19 protein-coding genes are annotated in these 19,053 nt (G+C 57.1%); 13 read left to right on the forward strand and 6 right to left on the reverse strand.

Features of this window, described 5'->3' with window-relative positions; genetic code table 11:
* Nucleotides 1-136 precede the first annotated feature (136 nt).
* On the forward strand, nt 137-2,020 hold the full coding sequence (locus Poly24_RS00505; protein ID WP_145088941.1) for a sulfatase-like hydrolase/transferase: 1,884 nt from the start codon (nt 137-139) through the stop codon (nt 2,018-2,020).
* Between the two features lie 197 nt (nt 2,021-2,217).
* Nucleotides 2,218-3,357, forward strand: a complete 1,140-nt coding sequence (locus Poly24_RS00510) for a potassium channel protein (RefSeq protein ID WP_231753388.1) — start codon at nt 2,218-2,220, stop codon at nt 3,355-3,357.
* A 21-nt stretch (nt 3,358-3,378) separates the two neighbouring features.
* Here Poly24_RS00510 and Poly24_RS00515 read toward each other — a convergent pair whose 3' ends face one another.
* Nucleotides 3,379-4,563 carry a M20 family metallopeptidase gene (locus tag Poly24_RS00515; protein WP_197452216.1) on the reverse strand — a complete coding sequence of 395 codons (1,185 nt, stop codon included), beginning with the start codon at nt 4,561-4,563 and terminating at the stop codon, nt 3,379-3,381.
* A gap of 45 nt (nt 4,564-4,608) precedes the next feature.
* Here Poly24_RS00515 and Poly24_RS00520 point away from each other — a divergent pair, with 45 nt between their 5' ends.
* Nucleotides 4,609-5,565 carry an amidohydrolase family protein gene (locus Poly24_RS00520; RefSeq protein ID WP_145088944.1) on the forward strand — a complete coding sequence of 319 codons (957 nt, stop codon included), beginning with the start codon at nt 4,609-4,611 and terminating at the stop codon, nt 5,563-5,565.
* A gap of 262 nt (nt 5,566-5,827) precedes the next feature.
* Here the strand turns inward: Poly24_RS00520 and Poly24_RS00525 are convergent, their stop codons facing one another.
* The 5 genes from Poly24_RS00525 to Poly24_RS00545 form a co-directional block, all read right to left on the reverse strand.
* On the reverse strand, nt 5,828-7,225 hold the full coding sequence (locus Poly24_RS00525; protein WP_145088947.1) for a POT family MFS transporter: 1,398 nt from the start codon (nt 7,223-7,225) through the stop codon (nt 5,828-5,830).
* A 175-nt stretch (nt 7,226-7,400) separates the two neighbouring features.
* On the reverse strand, nt 7,401-8,324 hold the full coding sequence (locus Poly24_RS00530; protein WP_231753389.1) for a GGDEF domain-containing protein: 924 nt from the start codon (nt 8,322-8,324) through the stop codon (nt 7,401-7,403).
* 85 nt (nt 8,325-8,409) lie between these two features.
* Nucleotides 8,410-9,696, reverse strand: coding sequence for a glucose-1-phosphate adenylyltransferase (gene glgC, locus Poly24_RS00535; protein WP_231753390.1), 1,287 nt, complete (start codon nt 9,694-9,696; stop codon nt 8,410-8,412).
* Nucleotides 9,697-9,892: 196 nt separating this feature from the next.
* Nucleotides 9,893-10,732, reverse strand: coding sequence for a M48 family metalloprotease (locus Poly24_RS00540; RefSeq protein ID WP_197452217.1), 840 nt, complete (start codon nt 10,730-10,732; stop codon nt 9,893-9,895).
* Nucleotides 10,733-10,753: 21 nt separating this feature from the next.
* The gene (locus Poly24_RS00545; protein ID WP_231753391.1) at nt 10,754-11,071 is read right to left on the reverse strand and encodes a hypothetical protein; all 318 of its coding nucleotides are present in this window, start codon (nt 11,069-11,071) and stop codon (nt 10,754-10,756) included.
* 538 nt (nt 11,072-11,609) lie between these two features.
* On the opposite strand from Poly24_RS00545, the gene Poly24_RS00550 reads away from it, so the two are divergent.
* From Poly24_RS00550 to Poly24_RS00595, 10 genes are all read left to right on the forward strand, one after another.
* On the forward strand, nt 11,610-12,008 hold the full coding sequence (locus tag Poly24_RS00550; RefSeq protein WP_231753392.1) for a DoxX family protein: 399 nt from the start codon (nt 11,610-11,612) through the stop codon (nt 12,006-12,008).
* A gap of 244 nt (nt 12,009-12,252) precedes the next feature.
* Entirely contained in the window at nt 12,253-13,692 is a 1,440-nt protein-coding gene (locus Poly24_RS00555; protein WP_145088955.1) for a DUF1501 domain-containing protein, read from the forward strand.
* Nucleotides 13,693-13,942: 250 nt separating this feature from the next.
* Nucleotides 13,943-14,410 carry a hypothetical protein gene (locus Poly24_RS00560; protein ID WP_145088959.1) on the forward strand — a complete coding sequence of 156 codons (468 nt, stop codon included), beginning with the start codon at nt 13,943-13,945 and terminating at the stop codon, nt 14,408-14,410.
* A gap of 117 nt (nt 14,411-14,527) precedes the next feature.
* On the forward strand, nt 14,528-14,887 hold the full coding sequence (locus tag Poly24_RS00565) for a hypothetical protein (RefSeq protein WP_145088962.1): 360 nt from the start codon (nt 14,528-14,530) through the stop codon (nt 14,885-14,887).
* A 166-nt stretch (nt 14,888-15,053) separates the two neighbouring features.
* Entirely contained in the window at nt 15,054-15,530 is a 477-nt protein-coding gene (locus tag Poly24_RS00570; RefSeq protein WP_145088965.1) for a hypothetical protein, read from the forward strand.
* A gap of 180 nt (nt 15,531-15,710) precedes the next feature.
* Nucleotides 15,711-16,244, forward strand: a complete 534-nt coding sequence (locus tag Poly24_RS00575) for a caspase family protein (protein WP_197452218.1) — start codon at nt 15,711-15,713, stop codon at nt 16,242-16,244.
* Nucleotides 16,245-16,330: 86 nt separating this feature from the next.
* A complete protein-coding gene (locus tag Poly24_RS00580; RefSeq protein ID WP_145088971.1) occupies nt 16,331-16,714 on the forward strand; it encodes a hypothetical protein in 384 nt (127 codons plus the stop codon).
* A 182-nt stretch (nt 16,715-16,896) separates the two neighbouring features.
* On the forward strand, nt 16,897-17,316 hold the full coding sequence (locus Poly24_RS00585) for a DUF2946 family protein (RefSeq protein ID WP_145088973.1): 420 nt from the start codon (nt 16,897-16,899) through the stop codon (nt 17,314-17,316).
* Nucleotides 17,317-17,594: 278 nt separating this feature from the next.
* Entirely contained in the window at nt 17,595-18,635 is a 1,041-nt protein-coding gene (locus Poly24_RS00590) for a DUF1559 family PulG-like putative transporter (RefSeq protein ID WP_145088976.1), read from the forward strand.
* Nucleotides 18,632-19,048, forward strand: a complete 417-nt coding sequence (locus Poly24_RS00595; protein WP_145088979.1) for a hypothetical protein — start codon at nt 18,632-18,634, stop codon at nt 19,046-19,048. The genes Poly24_RS00590 and Poly24_RS00595 overlap by 4 nt, the downstream gene beginning before the upstream one ends.
* Nucleotides 19,049-19,053 lie beyond the last annotated feature (5 nt).

The following is a 19,053-nucleotide window of genomic DNA, read 5'->3' on the forward strand; positions in this document are numbered from 1 at the left end:
CAGCAAAGCGTCGGGGCGTGCGCGTGCAACCTGGGTTGGTTTGCATTACGCTATGAAATGGTTTTTGCACGCCGTGGCGGTGATTTGATCGGCGGTTTGCATCTCAAATGAATATTTCCTTGGCGGACTCCTCATCATGAAACGATTTGTTTTCCTTTTGCTTTTCGCAACAACAGCCGTTTGGGCCGCTGCCGGTTCGGCTGCCGAGCGGCCTAATATTTTGTGGATCACCAGTGAGGATCACGGTCCGGAGATGGGGTGTTACGGCGATGAATTTGCCACCACACCGAATGTCGATGCGTTGGCGAAAAAGGGGATGCGGTACAAGTTGGCTTGGTCGACAGCTCCCGTATGTGCACCGGCTCGAACGACGCTGATCACCGGTCTGTATCCGCCTTCGTGCGGCGGACAACATATGCGCAGCATGGCTCAGCTGCCCGAATCGATTCCGTTGTATCCGGCGCTGCTGTCGCAAGCGGGTTATTACTGCACCAACAATTCCAAGCAGGACTACAACGTCAGTCCGCAAGGGGAATTGGGTTGGGCCGATTCGTCGCGAAAGGCTCACTATAGAAATCGCGATCCGGAGCAGCCGTTTTTTGCGATCTTCAACGAGACGTGCAGCCATGAGAGCAAGATCCGCACGCGGCCGCACAAACAGATCCATGATCCGGCGAAGGTTCGCGTTCCCGCCTATCACCCCGACAATGAAGACACTCGCCGCGACTGGGCTCAGTATTACGATGTCGTCACGCAAGCCGACGCTACGGCGGGCAAGCTGTTGCGTGAACTCGACAAGCAGGGACTGACCGATTCGACGATCGTCTTCTACTACGGCGATCATGGTTCGGGGATGGCTCGCGGCAAACGCTGGACCTACAACTCCGGTCTGGCGGTTCCTCTGGTTGTCTACTTCCCAGAAAAATGGCGTCACCTGGCTCCCAAGGAATATCAGACCGGCGGTGTCAGCGATCGGTTGGTCGGATTTGTCGATCTCGCTCCGACTTTGTTGAGCCTGGCGGGCGTTCAACCGCCGGAGTGGATGCAGGGTCAAGCGATCGCGGGGAAATACGAAACCGAAGCTCCCAAATATATGTACGGCTTCCGTGACCGGATGGATGAACGTTACGACTTCATCCGTACCGTCACCGACGGCCGCTATCAATACATTCGCAATTTCAACCCACACTTCATCTACGGCCAGTTTGTTTCGTACAACTTCCAAACGCCATCGACGGCTGCGTGGAAGCGAGCTTTTGATGCGGGGCTTTGCAATGCGGCTCAGTCGCATTTCTGGAATCTCAAGCCGGCCGAAGAACTGTACGATCTGCAGGCCGATCCCGACGAAGTCAACAACTTGGCCAATTCGCCCGATCATCAGCAGAAGCTTGGCGAGCTGCGCGATGCGCTTTATCAATGGTGCCACGACATCCGCGACGTCGGCTTTTTGCCTGAAGGGGAGATCCACAGTCGCAGCGAGGGATCGACGCCGTACGAGATGGCTCGCGATGAGACAAAGTATCCGTTTGAGAAGATCTTTGCTGCGGCGGACCTCGCCACGCATCGCAATCCCGAAGACCTGGACCGATTGAAGTCGCTGCTGACCGACAGCGACAGCGCGGTCCGCTATTGGGGAGCGGTTGGGATTTTGAATCGCGGCGGCGATGCGGTGAACGCTTCCAAGCAGGCATTGCTAGCGGCGCTTGGCGACGATTCGCCCTACGTTCGCGTCGCTGCCGGTTATGCCGTGGGCAAGTTTGGCGACAAGGAACTGCAACGCCAGGGGATCGAGTGTTTGATTGATGTCGCGCCGTCGAAGCCTGGGACAAACGTCTTTGCTGCGATCGCCGCCCTCAACGCGATCGACAAACTGGACGAGAAGGTCGCTTTCGCCAAAGCGGAGATCGACAAGATGCCGGTCGGCGAGATCGTGTCGCCCGACAAACGTTATGGTGGCTATCCTCAGCGGCTATTAACAAAAATTCAGGACGACTTTAAGGCGACCGCTTCGTCGCGGTAAGCCTTTGGTTTTTCAGGGTTTCCGCAGGTTGGGGCGTTCGTTTTCGGTTCGGTCTGCCCGTTTGAATCGATTCGTAGCGCCCTGATAGGATCGCCGCCGGGCCTTACATTAATGACGGCTCGCGCGGCAAGCATGCCACGCGGCGATGGCGGCTTCGCAAGTCGCCGCGTTTTCTATCGACAATCCACGTTAGGGCAATGATTCACCGCACGAAAGAAGAACCTCCGATTTGGCTAGCGACTCGAGCCGCACCGGTGCTGTTTTGGGCATCGCTGCTGTTCCTGGTCTGCCAAGCGGTGGCGGTGGTGATCTTTGTCGATGTGCCCAATCTTCGCGAGTCGTTCACCGACAATCCGGCTGCGGAAATCGAGGCGACGGAATCGCTCGACGCGATCGATCCGGCGGCTGACCTTCCCGTCGAGGTTCCTGAACTGGTTGCATCGGACCTGTCGTGGGAACCGATCGAACTGGCGACCTTGATCTTGATGGGGTTGATCTGGCCGCTGGTGATTGCCGAGTCGGTCTATCATTGGCGGACGCGACCTTGGACGCGGGAAACGCGCCGGTTCCACTTCTACTCGCTGCTGTATTGCTTGTGCCCGTCGCTGCGGATGTGTGCGCAAAGTCTGGAGATGGGGAACCGTTTGTGGCTGCCCGGTTGGGGCTGGCGTCGGCCGGACGATCGACTGCGGCGACGGTTGGAGCGAACGTTCAGCATGCCGATGATCTGGATCGCGCTGATGATCCTTCCGGTGTTGGTGATCGAGTTGTGGTTGAAGACGCAGGTCGCCGATTACCGCTGGCTGCGGATCGCGTTGCACGTCAGCACCGGCGTGATCTGGTTCAGCTTTGCCGCTGAGTTCATTTTGATGGCCTCGGTCGCCGAGAAGAAGCTGACCTATCTGAAAGAGCACTGGATCGAATTGGCGATCATCTTGCTGCCGCTGCTGTCGTTCATGCGATCGCTGCGGCTGTTGCGAGCGACCGGGGCGTCGAAGTTGATTCGGCTCTCCCAGTTGAACCAAATCGTCCGCACTTATCGGCTGCGCGGCACCGCGATGCGAGCCTTGCGGGCGTTGATCCTGCTGGACCTGTTCCAGCGACTGACGCTGCGAGCGCCGGAGAAGACGATCGCCAAGTTGCAGCTGCAGTTGGAGGAATTGGAGACCGAGGCGAAGCAGATCCGACGCAAGATCGGTCGCTTGGAGCGAACGATTCGGAAGCAGGAAGCCGAGGCGAGCGCCGCCGAATCGGAAGCCGCCGACTTGGAAGCGGACGTCGATTCGTCCAGCAGCGATGCTGCGGGCACTCGCAGCGCCACAACCGGATCGGTTTGACGCCGCCCGGTTTGCCAGCGGCTATTTTTTCGTCAGGAAGCGAACGAAGATCTCGACCGCTTCGTCGAGTTGTTGGATCTCGATCCATTCGTCTTTGGTATGGGCTTGAGCGATCGATCCGGGGCCAAAGACAACCGTTGGGATTTCGAGCGCCGCGATGCGCGGGGCGTGCGTTCCGAAGGGGACTCCGATCGCCTGGCGGTTCGCTCGCGTCGGTTCCGCCGCTTCGATCAACCGTTGGCACAGCGCCGCGTTGTCGCGATCCAACAGCGGGTTGCTGATCGTGTCGATCGGCAGGAACTCAAAGTCGACGTCGCAGTTCTCGCGAAGATATCGATCGACAGCGGCGATCGCTTCTTCGGCGACCTCTCCCGGAACCAAGCGTCGATCGATTTCGATCGTGCACTGTTCGGGGACGATATTCACGCTCGCACCGCCATGGATCGTGCCGACGCTGAGCGTGCGCCCGCCACACAGCGGATGGACGATTCCGCCGGATTGCAGTTCGGCCGCGTAGGCCTCTAGGCAGCTGACGATTTTCGCCATCTTGTAAATCGCGTTGACGCCGAGAGCTGGATTGCTGCTGTGTGCTGCGGCGCCGCAGGTGCGGATTTTCCAACGGACCGTTCCTTTGTGCGCCACGACGACGTTCAGATCGGTCGGTTCGCAGACGATTGCAAACTGAGGATTTTCCGGCAGCAACGCCGATCGCTGTGCGGCGGGCAGGGCGAGTCGGCGAGCCAGTTCTGCGGCTCCTTTTTGTGTCCGCTCCTCATCGCACGTGAACGACAGGATCACCGGTGCGTGGTCGCCGGCAAGCGGGATCAAGCGGAGCGCGGTGGCCAGCATCGCCGCCATCGAACCTTTCACATCGCAGGTGCCGCGGCCGTATAAACGACCTTCCTTTTCGATCGCGTCGTAGGGATCGACGATCATCCCCGCGACGGGAACGGTGTCTTGATGGGCATCCAGTAGAACTGTGGGGCGGTTCGGATCCCCGTCGATGCGAGCGACAACATTTCCACGTTGAGATTCGATTTCGTGGTACTCGTAGGGTAAACTGTGTTCCTTGCAGAACTCACACAGCCATCGGCTGACTCCCGCCTCATACCAACCGTCGCCAACCGGTTCGTGCCCCATCGGATTCTGACTGGGGATCGCGATCAGTTGTTTCAGAATCGACAACGGTGTCTTACTAGCAATCACTGGAAGCCTCTCATGCGAAATAACGGTTCTACTACGTCCGCCTCAATGGCTGTTGATGATAAGGTCTTCTCCGCGGTTCGGCTATCGCGGCGTCATTTGCTCGGGGCCGCGGCGGCGACGACCGCGCTGGCGGCGACGAACCGCTTGGCGATCGCAGCGGATGGCAAGTCGGACGGCTACATCGACGCACACGTTCACGTTTGGACGCCCGATACCAACAAATATCCGTTGGACAAGGCATACGACAAATCGTCGATGCAGCCGGCTAGCTTTACGCCTGAACAATTGATGGCTCACGCGAAGCCGGCGGGTGTCAATCGGATCGTGCTGATCCAGATGAGTTTTTATGGCGTCGATAATTCGTACATGTTAGACGTGATGGCCGCGCATCCGGGCCGGTTTTCCGGCGTCGCGGTGATCGACCCGGCTGACAAGCCGCGGCAGACGATGCGGCAGCTGAAGTCGCAGGGCGTGCGAGGCTTCCGAATCGTGGCCGGTAAGCAACCGGCGGATCAGTGGCTCGATAACCCTACGATGCACAAGATGTGGTCGATCGCAGCGGATGAGGGGCTGGCGATTTGTCCGTTGATGAACCCCGAGTACCTGCCGGCTGTCGATGCGATGTGTGCCAAGTATCCCAAGACACGCGTCGTCGTCGATCACTTTGCCCGGATCGGCGTCGATGGCAAGATCCAAGATGCTCAAGTCGAAGCGCTCTGTCGCTTGGCACGCCACGAAAATGCCTACCTCAAAGCTTCCGCGTTTTATGCGCTCGGCAAGAAGCAAGCTCCTTATACCGACTTGGGGCCGATGATCCATCGCTGCATGGACGCCTACGGCAGCCAGCGGATGATGTGGGCCAGCGATTGCCCCTACCAAGTCGAAGAAGGGCACACGTATCAAGAATCGATCGATCTGATCCGCGAAAAGCTCGACTTCTTGAGCGACCAAGACCGCGCCTGGATGCTCGGCAAAACCGCCGAAAAGGTCTTTTGGAGCTAGTCCTCGAGCGGTCTCACGGCGCGGGAGATTTGCCTTCTGCGCGCGACGGCACGTTTGGTAGTGGCGAGTTGCTGCCGCCGCTCCGCGGCTGACGCGCTTGTTTAGGGCGTACGGTTCCGCGGGCTGCGCCCACGGCTAAATGCTGCCATCGCTTCGCGATTCATTTCCTCCGCCGCGAAGCTGCGAAAGCATCTAGCTGCGGGTGTAAACCCGCAGCCCAAACGCAGTTCGGCGCGGCTGAACGATCGCGTTGGGAGCAAGCTCAGTTCATCGCCGAAGCTTCCGCATCGACTTCCGATTCGGGACCGGAGTCTTGGATATAGGTTCGTCCGCGATACATGTAGGCCACGATGATGAACAGGAACGCGGCGACTAGCATCAGGCCGGTGAAGAACCAGTAGTAGGATGCGCCTGGCAATTTCGAGCTGCCATCTTCGTTGGAGATCACCGCGTTGACACCGGCGGTGATGAAGTTGCCCAGCGAAACCGAGAGCATGTAAAAGCTCATGATGATGCTTTTGATGCTATTAGGGGCTTGGGTGTAACTGAATTCCAAGCAGGTGATCGAAACCATCACCTCCGCCGCCGTCAGGATGATGTAGGCCAGTGCCTGCCAGCCGATGCTTGGCGTGTCGCCATTTTGGATCGCGGTTTCGATCAACGCGCTGATCGAGAAGGCACCGACGGTCAGAAACATCCCGATCCCAACGCGTCGCAGGGGTGTCAGGGGGAAGATTTTGGTGATCGTTGGATAGATCAGATAGCTGAAGGTGGGAACGAGGATCAGGATCAAAAACGGGTTGGCCGCTTGGATCTGGCTCGACAGCAATTCAAACCCGAGGATCGTGCGGTCCATGTGATTGGCTTGCAAGACCCAAGCGCTTGCCGTTTGATCGAACAGACTCCAGAAGACCGCAACAAGAATGTAGATTGGCGCCAGGTTGAGGAGTGCTTTGAGCCCGTCGCCGGTGAAGGCGTCTTTGAAGACGACCGCTCCACGCGCGGGAATGTGGACGAATCGATTTCGCCCCATCCAGAACAGGAAGGTCGCAACTGCCATCAAGATGCCGGGGACACCAAAAGCGACTTGCGGTCCGAAGCGGTCCAGCAGCCACGGCGTCAGCAGCGTCGATGCAAAAGCGCCCAGGTTGATCGCCACGTAGAACCAACCGAAGACCTTCTCCAGCATGTGCGAGTTCTTGCTGCCAAATTGATCGCCAACGTGGGCCGAGACGCACGGTTTGATCGCTCCGGTGCCAAACGCGATCAGCCCGAGGCCAACCGCCAGGCCGATCCGGGTTTCATTCAGCGCCAACGCCAGGTGGCCGAAACAGTAGAGGATCGAGAGCCAGAGGATCGTCTTGTATTTACCAAACAGCCAGTCGGCGACGAAGGCACCGATCAGCGGCGTGAAGTAGGCGGCCATCACAAACACGTGGACCCAGAACTTGGCGTCCCCTTCGCTCATCGGATCGGTTTCGCCATTGCCGCCCAGCAGGTACGTGGTCATGAAGACGGTCAGGATCGCCTTCATGCCGTAGAAGCTGAACCGTTCGGCCGCTTCATTGCCGACGATGTAAGGGATGCCCGGGGGCATCGTATCGATCGGATAGGGAGTCGTTTGGAATTTTTGATTGGTTGGTTGGCTGGCGTTACTCATCGATCCCTCAATCGTCAGGTGGGCTCAGGCGGGAAGCTTGGCGTCAATGCTGATGTTAATGATAGACCAGTTGCGTGGCGATACCAGCAGCGGGACAGGAAGGGAGAACTCTTGGAATCGTCAGCCAAGCTGCTGTGGGCGATCCGTTGGAGCTGCGATGGCAAAACGCAGCGCGTTAGACTGCGACTTCCGGGGCGCCCACCAGAGTCGGCTGTTTGCCGTCGTGGAAGTAGACGCGGTTGCGCCCCATGCCTTTGGCGGCATACAACGCTTCGTCGGCGCGGCGGACGATCGGGCCGATCAGTAGGTCGTTGCGGCATTCGGCCACCCCGATACTGATCGTAAATTGAATGCTTTGTTCTCCCACGGTCACCGTTTGGTTGGCAACGATTTTGCGAAACCGGTCCAGTCGATCGGCGGCAACGCGTAGCGGAGTAGGCATCAAGGCGACAAACTCTTCGCCACCAAAGCGGGCAACCATATAGGCCCCTTCAATGTGGTTGGTCAGCAGTTGGGCCATCTGCCGCAGCACGGCGTCCCCTTCGGGGTGCCCGTAGCGGTCATTGATCTGTTTGAAGTGATCGACATCGATCATCGCGATCACAAATCCGGGGCCCCCTTTTTGCCACGCAGAGAACATTTCATCGAGCCGTTGATCGACGGCGCGGCGATTGGGCAGTTGGGTTAGCGCATCGGTTCGGGCTTCCGAGATGTACGCCTCGATCGAACGGGTTTGTTTCTCCAGTTGCCGCTCGGCATCGTCGAGACGTTGCTTCAGCGATTGGTTGCTGGTCATGATGTCGTCGAGTACTTTAACGATTGGCGTCGTCTGCGGATTCCCCGCTTCGATCGTATCTTGGACGACGCGCGCGGCGGAACTGAGTTCGTCTTGATAACGGGTGACGTTCCCTGAGTACTCACTTGTCCATTGGCTAAGGGCATCGATGATGCCCAGCAGTTCGGCCCCTTGCAGCGGCGCGGTTGCATCGCGACGGCCACGACGACGACCCCAGGCATAACCGGTCCAGCCACCCAGGGCGAATAGCAGTGCGCCGACACAAACGCCGATCAAAAAAATGGTGGCTTGGCTAAGCGGCACTGCAATCACACTCCTGGATAAGCGTCGTCATCTAAATGAAGCTGGCCCGCCGGAAGCTTTGTGGCATCGGCAGTCAGCCCGTGGTCTATTCGTTTGCGGACAGGTTGCGGATCTCGTGCCGGAAGGCTCCCCCGCCGTCGATATGTTCGCCCCGCGCGATCACAACGATCCCGCTGTCGGTGATCATAAACCCGCGTGCTCGATCCGCTTCGACGTCGTGGCCGATCGTCGTTTCGGGCGGAATCACGACGCCTTTGTCGATGATCGCTCGTCGGATCTTGGCTCGGCGACCAACCTCGACTCCTTCAAATACGATGCTGTCTTCCACGTCGGCGTAGCTGTTCACGCGAACGCCCGGGCTGAGGATGCTGCGTCGCACGTGCCCACCGCTGCAGATCGAACCCTGGCAAACGATCGAATCGAGCGCTTCACCGCGGCGATCCATATCCCCTTCGCTACCGAAGACAAACTTCGGTGGCGGCATGTTGGGTTGATACGTCCGGATCGGCCAGTCGTTATCGTAGAGATTCAACTGCGGATCGACGGTGATCAGATCCATGTTCGCTTCAAAGTAAGCATCCAAGGTGCCGACGTCGCGCCAGTAGGCATCGCGTTTGCGGTTTTCGTCGCGGAATGGAAACGCAAAGACGCGATGGTCGCCGATCACCGAGGGGATGATGTCGTTGCCAAAATCGTGACGGCTGCCCGAGAGGGTGGCGTCGCGACACAATTCTTCAAACAGGAAGCGAGCCGAAAAGACGTAGATTCCCATCGATGCCAAGCAGTGCTGGTCGTCGCCGGGCATCGTTTGTGGGTGTTCGGGTTTCTCTTGGAAACCGATCACGCGGTTGTCCTCGTTGATCTGCATCACGCCAAACTGCTTCGCCGATTCGCGATCGACTTGCAACGCACCGATCGTCAGGTCGGCTTTGGTCTGAATGTGGAAATCGACCATCGATTCGTAGTTCATCTTATAGATATGATCGCCCGCCAGGACGACGACATAATCGGGCCGCTCGCGCTCGATCGCATAGATGTTTTGGTAGACCGCGTCGGCGGTTCCCTGATACCACTGATCGTCGATCCGTTGTTGCGGTGGAACGACGTCGATGAATTCACCCAGCTCACGGCAGAAGTAGGGACGCCAGCCGAGGTTGATGTGGCGGTCCAAACTTTGCGCCTTGTACTGCGTCAACAGCAGCAGTTGCCGCATGCCGCTGTTGAGGCAATTCGAGAGAACAAAGTCGATGATCCGATACAGCCCGCCAAAGGGGACCGCCGGCTTCGCGCGGTCGCGTGTCAAAGGCTCCAACCGCGAGCCTCGACCGCCAGCCAAAATGACCGCCAGTGTATTTTGCATTTTTCCAATCATGTTGCCGCCTCTCCGTTGTACAGTCCGTCGGTTGCAAGAGCACTCCCACGTAATGTATCGGTTTCTTGGCAAGCGATCCAACACGGTGATTGCATTGGAAAGCCTGTGCAATGGGACGCAAAATCGCTCTCAAATCGGGGCGCGCGGTAGCCATGGGCGAATCGAGCCCACTAAATGCAAAAGCATCACTCCAACGCTAAGGATCAAGCCCTTCGGGAATACCGTCGGGAAATACCGATCGTAACACCTCTTGGATATAAGCTTGTCGATTAGCCGGTTTGGGATGCGTGCTCATCATTTCCGGCGGTCCGTTCCCGCCGGTCGCTTCGTCGAGGATCTCCATCACGCCCAGCATCGCCCGCGGATCGTATCCGGCTTGCGCGGTCAGCAGCACGCCCCAGCGATCGGATTCCAGTTCGTCGTCGCGGCCATATTTCATGTTCAACATCTGGCCGATCGCTTGGGCCAGATGAGCCGAACTGATGTCGCCGCCAGCAACGCCCGCCGCGCCGACGAGGCCGCTGGTCAGTTTCTGTTTCGCCAACCGCTGCGCACCATGGCGGCTGAGAACGTGCCCGATCTCATGCCCCAGAACGCCGGCCAATTGCCCTTCGGTCTGCAGCCTGCTGTACAAAGCCGCAGTGATAAACACCTGTCCGCCGGGCAACGCAAAGGCGTTGATCGTTTGCGGATCTTTCAGCAGATGGAACTCAAATTGAAACGGATTGGTTCCTTGTTTCACGCGGACGTAGTCGTCCAGCCCGCGCAACAGCCGCCCGCCGACTTGGTCGACGTGCGCTCGGGCCTGCGGATCGGGATGCAGTCCGCCGTGTTGAGCTGCCATTTCGGGGGCGGCTTGCAAACCAAGCGCGATCTCTTGATCGGGGCTCATCGCCACTCGCTGCTTTTCGCCCGTGATCGGATTGCGTTGCCCGGTCGACAGATACGAGATGAACGAGAACAACGCCAATCCCACTGCGATCATCAATCGCAGCTTCAGACCGCTGTTGCTGCGGCGACCAAATCCAAAAGGCATTCCCAAATCCTCCAATCCAAATCAGGCGTCGAGATCCAACGGTTTCGACGTATCTTCTGCCACTGGCCGCGGCCGAGCCCTTCCGGGTGCGTTGGTCAAAAAACGACCGAACAGCAATGTGTGCATGATTTCCAACAACAGCCAACCCAAGAACCCAACAAACGTGCTGGCGACAAGATTCAGCGGGATCACCAGGAACAGTCCCAGTGCAAACGCGACGTATCCCAGATGCGCCGGCCAGTCGATCGGGAAGTGGAAATCGACAGCTACCAGAATCACCGCTGCGGTGAACAAGCCGACGATGACGGATGGATTATTCAACCATTCCAAAAGTTCCATCGTGTCCACTGCTTGTCCCTTCCATTTTGTCAGCCGATGTTTTCGCAGCCATGTTTGCATCCACATTTTGGCCGGCCACATTGGTGATACGGTCGGCCGATCTTAAAAGTATGCCGTTGACGGGCGACGCTGAACAGTTGTGTACCGCAGGGTTGCCGGTGAAAATACTCGGCGGGGGCGGTGAGCCATGGCCCCAAAGAAGTGTCCCGATCCAGCGTCGATTTCAGTGATCGCTATTCGATTACATGAGTACCGCACGCTTGCATCGGTTTCGAAACCAATCACCGCAGAGACAAAACGATGCAAATACTTCCCCCTTACTTATTGATGCAAAACCGAACCGGCGGTTAAGCCCCGAGTGCTGCGGGGAGACAAATGGTCTCGCCGAACATGAATCGATTGCAGGTGATCGATAACGGAACATGATGGTGTGGCTGGCGGCTGAGGATCGTGTTCTCAATATGTTTATGTAGACGACGCGACTTTGGTGGAAGGTTGGGAATGTTGTGGGATTCACTCGGTCACAAAGGAAATGAAAATGCGTATTGCAGGCTGGATTTTAAGTGGGTTGATCGTGGCGTTTCTGATTTTCGGCAGCGCTGTCGGCAAATTTGTCGAATGGGAGGGGAAGGCCGAGATGTTCGCCCATCTCGGCTACACGTCGGATCTGATCATGAAGATTGGGATCGTCGAAGTCGTGCTTGCACTGTTGTTTCTGGTTCCACGTACAGGATTTTTGGCTGCAATTTTATTGACCGGCTATCTCGGGGGGGCGATCGCGACCCATGTCCGCGTCGGCGATCCGTTCTACTTCCCGATGCTAATCGGCGTCCTCCTTTGGATCGCATTGGGGCTGCGTAGGCCCGCTGTCTTTGCACTCGCCTTTGGCAGCAACGAGCCCTGCGGCGAGACGAATCGTTCGATCCCCGTCGAATGATGGGGGACCCTGTTTTTCCTAGCCGCCTCCATCGGGCGGGCTGTGCGATGGAGGCGTTCCCGCCTCAGAGCACTCGGCTGTTAGGGGGCGAGGTGTCGTACTATTTTTGCTGTGACGCAATGGCCGCATGGGGTATATTCGACCCCAGCGGCGCACGACGCCACCCCAGCAGCGCGATTCACTGAGACGGACAGGGGACGGCGGCGTTGGTGTTTGTGAAGCCATGAATCCTTGGAGTCTGGTTATGAGTTCGGCCAAGAGTCGGTTGGGTGCAACGAGGTGTTGTGGTCCGGTTTCACGTCGTTCGTTTTTGGAATTTGGCGGGGTTGCGGGAGTGAGCGGTCTTGGGCTTGGCAATTTATTGCAAGCCCGTGAGGCCACGGCTGCGTCGGTGGGCCGAACGCCGCAAGACACGTCGGTGATCTTTGTGTGGTTGCCGGGAGGTCCACCGCACATGGAGACCTACGATATGAAGCCCGATGCGCCGAGCGACTATCGTGGGCTGTTTTCGCCGATCAAAACGAACGTCCCTGGTTTGGACGTGAGCGAATTGTTGCCGATGCATGCCAAGATCGCCGACAAGTTCAGCTTGATCCGCTCGATTCATCACGACTTCGCCGACCATGGTGGAGGACACAAGCGTTTCCTCACCGGTCGCGATCCGGCCAAGCCAACAGGATTTGTCAATGACAGTCCCTGTGTCGGATCGATGGCTTCGTTGGACTTGGAACATCGTCGTCAGACCGGTGGGCTGCCGAACTACGTCGTTCTCGGGTCAGGTCGGGTAAACAATGTCGACACGTTCAGCTTCGGTTCGGCCTATCTTGGCAACCACACCCATCCGTTTCGAATCTCGACCGATCCCAACAAAGATGACTTCCAGGTCCCCAACATTAGCATCGACCAATCGATGTCCGATCGATTGAGCGATCGGGTGGGGTTGTTGCAGCAGATCGACAACCTTCGCCGTGAGATCGATTATCAATCGTCGATGCATAGTATGGACAGTTTTCGGCAAAAAGCGGTTCAGATGTTGACATCGACCCGCGTTCGCGAGGCGTTTGATATGTCTCAGGAAAGCGATTCGGTGCGCGATCGATTTGGACGCCACGGTTGGGGGCAGCGCGCGCTGTTGGCCCGCCGCTTAGTCGAACGTGGTGTCCCGTGGGTGACGGTGGTGATGGAGAATCCCTATCAATCGGGGATCTCGATGCCCCAATACGGCACCTATAACTGGGATTCGCATGCCGTGAATTGTCACTTGTTCGACGACGCCAAAATTCGACTGCCGATCTACGACAACACGATCACCGCGATGATCGAAGATCTGTACGCGCGCGGGTTGGATCGAAAGGTCCTGTTGGTGGTCACCGGAGAATTTGGGCGAACGCCACGGATCAGCCAGCAGGTTGGATCGAAGACGAAGATCTCCCAACCGGGGCGTGATCACTGGCCCCGTGCGATGAGCATGCTTGTGTCGGGGGGCGGGCTGCGGACCGGGCAAGTGATTGGCGCTACCAATAATAAGGGGGAAGAACCCATTCACCGTGCAATGTCCCCTAACGATCTTTGGGCCACGGTTTACCGGCACCTAGGAATCGATTACACGCAGAGCTTCCTCGATCACAGCGGTCGTCCAATGCCAATGCTCCCCTTCGGTGAACCGATTCCCGAATTGATCTGAGCGAATCGTGCGAGTTGCAAAGCGTTCCATTCCTTAGCAGCTGTTGCAGGTTTGGGACCGACGACATCTTCGCGTGGGAACGGCTCGCGTTCTGGAATCTTCCCAACGGTTCGCATGCTTACATGTTGGTCGATGCGGAGGGGAACGAATCGACCGCGGACCGATCGATATCGTTTGGGACTCCAAAAACGTGGCCGGTACGCCGGAGATCGTCAGCGGAATTTTTTGTATCCGTTGTCATCGACACGGCATGATTCCGATTGGCGATTTCGTTCGCAGCGGGAACGCTTTGGAAAGCGCCGAAGCACGGCGGAAGGTGCAGGAGATGTATGCTTCGCAAAGCGAACTCTCTCAGGCGTTGAAGGACTCCCGAGAGGGATACTTGAACAAACTGAAGGCTGCCATCGGAGTCTATTTGCACGTTGGCAAGAACAAGGATCGGCCGATCGAAGAATTTGAGGAACCGATCAGCCGCGTGGCACGCCTGTATGATCGAAATCTCGACTTGGAGTCGGCCGCCCGTGAGTTGGGCTACGAATCGATCAACGACCTGGAAAATCAAGTCTTCAGTGGCGGACTGTTTTCGCTGGGACTGGGGCCGTTAGCGATCGAAGGTGGCACGATCAAACGCGCCGAATGGGAATCGCGCAAAGCAACCGTTTCGGTATTTCAACAAGCGGCTTCGGAATTGCGAATCGGTAGTCCGTTTAACAATTAGCAAAATTGCACGTCGTCAATTTTTTGCGATTGGATGTCCGGTTGCGAATAGGGAATGGCATTCACTCAATTGCGAGCGAACGACGCCGCGGGAAACTGAAAACGAGGAACAAGTATCATGAAAGTTCAGAAATTGATAGCGATTGCCGCTCGATTACTGATCTGTATCGTCTTGGCGCCGGGACTGGCTACGGCAAGCAACGGGTCGCTAGAGGATGCGATTAACAAGCTGTCCGATGATATTGCCGAGTTCCTGGAGTCGCAGGAAAAAGCCTCCGTCGCGATCGGCGAGTTTTCCGGTCCCGACGGCGGTACGGTTGGCCGCTCCATTCAACAGCGATTGAAAGAAAATCGAGTCGCCAAAAAGATTGAAATTCGCAAGCTGGGCGCCCGGATGAAAATCCGAGGCAGCTTTTCACTCGAATCGCAACAAACGTTTTCTGCTCGCCTCGGTCAGTATTCGATATTTCAACCCTGAAGATCTTCCAGAGAATCCTGGCTTCTAAGGTCGAACTGCTCTGGGAAACACACGGCTCCACACGCATTCTCAAGTGTGGGGCTTGCTGGCGTGGGCGAAGACCTGCTTTGTCCAATGATGAAAACTGTTGTCAACAACACCTACCCTTGGAATTGGAGAAGATTGAATGTTAACGCACGTTAAAAAACTTGCTCTTGCAGCGCTCGCTATTGGCATGGTGTCACAGTTTGCGATCAGCGAAGCAGAAGCCGGCTATGGTGGTCGTCAGTACTACAGCAGCTGGTCGTACCAACCCACGCGATCGTATCACTACACACGCTACTACTACAAACCTGTGGTTTCGGCACCGACCTACAGCTACCATTATTGCATCTCGTATCCTTCGCAGCCGCGATACGTGTATTACTACAATCCCCGATCGCAGCAGTACTGGGGACGCTACGACCTGGAGGGAACCGAAGGCGCGCAATACTCTCTGTTAGCTGAGAAGGATCGTAAGAAGAATCTCGAAGACATTCCGGAAAGCGCATTCCCGGCCCCTGCGGCAATGCCCGCGATTCCCGATTCCAAAGACGGGATCGCAATTGAGCCCATCAAAGATAAACCGGGCGATGAACCAAAAGATCTGCCCTACACAAAGTAACGCGTGGTTAACGCGAGTTGCGATGGAAAATTCAAATTGTAAAAACGGGATGTGTCCACATCCCGTTTTTTTGTTCCTGTAATCGATGCGATAAGGGTCGCATGAATCGCCCATTCGGAACGTTTCCAATGGCCACTCGATTCCCGCCGTTCTCGGTCCGCGCCGCAATCGATCGATCGATTGACCCAAAACCGAACCAAAGACGATGTGATTCTGGTTTACCTTTCGGGGCACGGCACGACCGAAGATGGCAACTTCTATTATGTCACCACGAAGGTTAAGTCGAATGATTCACAGGATATCGTTAGCAACGGAGTGCCATGGCAGGAACTGGAGCGGATATCCAGGTTTCAGGGGCGTGTAATTTGGATGCTCGACACCTGCCACAGCGGATCGGTGGTCGACGCCAAGAGCAGTGTACGGAGCGCAAAGAGCACCGGGAATCTGGTCTTTGCCGCCGCCACGGGCAGGGCGGCGGCCATCGAATATCCGCAGTTGAAGCACGGGGTGTTTTCGTATTGTGTGCTCCAGGGCCTCGATGGGAAAGCGGGCGGCGCGATCGATGCCAGTACGGCCGATGGTGAGGTCTTTGTCGATGAATTGATCGGATACGTAAAACAATCGGTGATCGAGATCACAGGCGCTTCGCAGCGTCCGATTGCCACGCCCACGGAACTGCAAAATCTGATGCTGCCCTTGGTGCGTGTGCGATGAGCTCTTAAATTCTGAAAGTCTGTCCGTCTTTGGTCGCGCAATCGGATTGCCTGTTTAGATGTGTTGCTAAACAAAGGGCTCCTACGATGTTCCCGACTTTAAGATTGCATGTCCTCGTCATCGCGTTGATTCCCTCGGTAGGGCATGCTCAAACGCTTTCCGATGCGATCGCTGGAATGACTGAGCATGTCGCTTCGTTTTTGAAAGAAAGTGGACGCGATCGCGTCTTGCTGGGAAGTTTTGATCGGAAGTTTGAAACGTCGATGGGCCGAAATATCCAATCGAGTTTCGAAGAATCACTACCCAAAAACGACATCCTGGTCGTTGATGAAGGCGCTGATACTCGGCTATTTGGTGAGTATTCAATCCGCCAGTTGGCATCGCACTCGATTCTGACGGTCACGGTCACGTTGGTCAATTCGCGAGGCAAAGTGCTAAATCAGTATCGCAGACGCGTCAAAATAACGTAGTGCGTTTGGCATCGCGGAGATACGTTTTCCTTTGCGACATACAGACCGCTGCCTCTGTTTTGTATGGGTTGGGTTAGTTGAACTTTTGGGTGAACTCTTTTCGTTGTCGGCTCGTACTGTGGGCTGCAATCCTTGGTCGGATCATCTAAAACCCAAACTTCCATTGAAGCCGAACGTCGTCCATGACTTCGCTGTTCCGACCTATCCTACCGATTTTGCTGTGCCTTGTAGTTGCTTGGGGGCAAGCACCCGCGTGGCTGCATGTCGCCACCTGCGACGCGCATGGGCACCATCACGCTGCAGCAAGCGTCTGTTCCCATGGTTGCCATCATCACGGTGGGGATCTTCCCGATGCGTGTGGTTTGCAGCGGAATCATTCCAAGGCGGTTACGGCTTGCGATGGCGAATCGCATCATCATCATGATGCCGATGACTGTCCGATCTGTCAGTCGTTAGCCAGTCCAACCGGCGTGAACTGGAACCTCGAACCGTCGCTGTTAAGCGATCGATTGGTTCAGTCGTCGGATCCTATCTTCGATGCGGTTGCCGTTGCAGCGACCCTCTCGATCGCGCGACCTCGCGGACCACCGGTCCTCGGATAAGTCCAGCCGGTTCTGCGCGAACGTTGCCCGACGTGCGCCTCGGTAATCGCGTTGGCGATCCCTCGCGACATCTCCTTTCGGTTGCCCTCTGCCCGATGCTGCGCTCTGCGGCATCGGATGGTGTCCGCTCCGCAATCTGTCCCGCTGCGCTTGTGGTGTGATCGGTCACCGGTCCGACCAAACCCGATCGATCGTGCCTGCGCAGCGGGGCTCCTTCAATTTACATCGTTCTCCCAAACGGCTTCGATCGACGAAGTCTGCAATACCTATAGCATCCCATGAACAAATCAAGACTTTCCAATCCCACCACCGGCTTTACGTTGATCGAGCTGCTGGTCGTGATCGCGATCATCGGCATCTTAGTCTCGCTGCTGTTGCCGGCGGTTCAATCCGCTCGCGAAGCGGCGCGGCGGATGTCGTGCAGCAACAACCTAAAACAACTCGCTTTAGCGACGCACAACTACGAGAGCACCTATCGCGTGATCCCGGCGATGACCGGATCGAGCAGCTATTCGGTCCAAGCCCGCGTGCTTCCCTTTATCGAACAGGGGAATCTGGCGGAGCTGATCGATTTTGAATCGCCGCTGTTAGTCGGTCCGGCCTGGGCCGCTCAGTTCAATCCCGCACTCCGCGGCGCCATCGAAAGCGTGCTGCCAACCTTCTTGTGTCCAAGCGACGCCGGTGATCCCCAGTTCGCGACGACCTTCGCCGACGGTTCCGCCGGCTACACGGCGGGGCTGACTTATATGTTCAGCTACGGCAGTGGCACCGACACACACTACGACGACCGCTATCGAACCGACGGCATGGTCTGGACCGACTCTTGGGCCGGATTCAGAGACTGCATCGACGGCACCAGCCACACGGTTCTGATTGCGGAAACCGTTCTTGGCGACCAAACCAGCGCAGAGACCGAACCATCGCCAACCGGTCCGCAGCGTCGGATCGCCAACTGGGGCGGGACCTCCAGCAATCCCAGTGGCGCTGGTTTTATGAGCGGCGGGGCGTTGATTACCAATCCCGATCTGCAGGCGGTCGTTCCGGCAAGCATCACTTCGTATCAAGGGAATCGCGGCGCGTCGTGGATTCGCGGCGTCCCTTATGCAACGGTGATCAACGGCTACATGTCCCCCAACTCCGACCTGCCCGATGTTGGCATGCACGGCCGCGGTTTCTACAGCTCCCGATCGTACCATCCCGGCGTGGCTGGACATGCGATGCTCGATGGCAGCGTCCGTTTCATCGGCGATTCGATCGATCTGCCAACCTACCACGCAGCCTATTCGCGGGACGGTGGCGAGGTGGTGCAGTTGCCATGATCAAAACCATTTCGTTGTCCATTCTCGTTTCGCTGCTCGCGATCGTCGGTTGCAGCGATTCGTCCAGCGAATCGTCGAATCAGTCGCCTACGATTTTGCTTCGCTACAAAGGCGATCCGTTGGCAAACGTTCGCGTTCAGCTGCACGATTCCGAATCGGGACCGGTCGTCGCCGCTGCGATCAGTGACCCGACAGGCCAAGCCCGATTCAAGCAAGTGTCGCCGTCTGGCGGTCCCCAATATTTCGTCTCCGTCGAATCGATCAGCGATGGCGGCTGGATCCTCGACCCAAAACTGGGCGACCCGGCGACGAGCGGTTTATCGATTCCAACCTTCGACTCAACTTCACAACAACCACATGAACTGGACCTGCCACCGTCGGCGGTCCGTCTACTGACTCGCAAAAAAAGGTAATCCAC

It is taken from the genome of Rosistilla carotiformis (assembly GCF_007753095.1).
GTDB classification, from domain to species: domain Bacteria; phylum Planctomycetota; class Planctomycetia; order Pirellulales; family Pirellulaceae; genus Rosistilla; species Rosistilla carotiformis.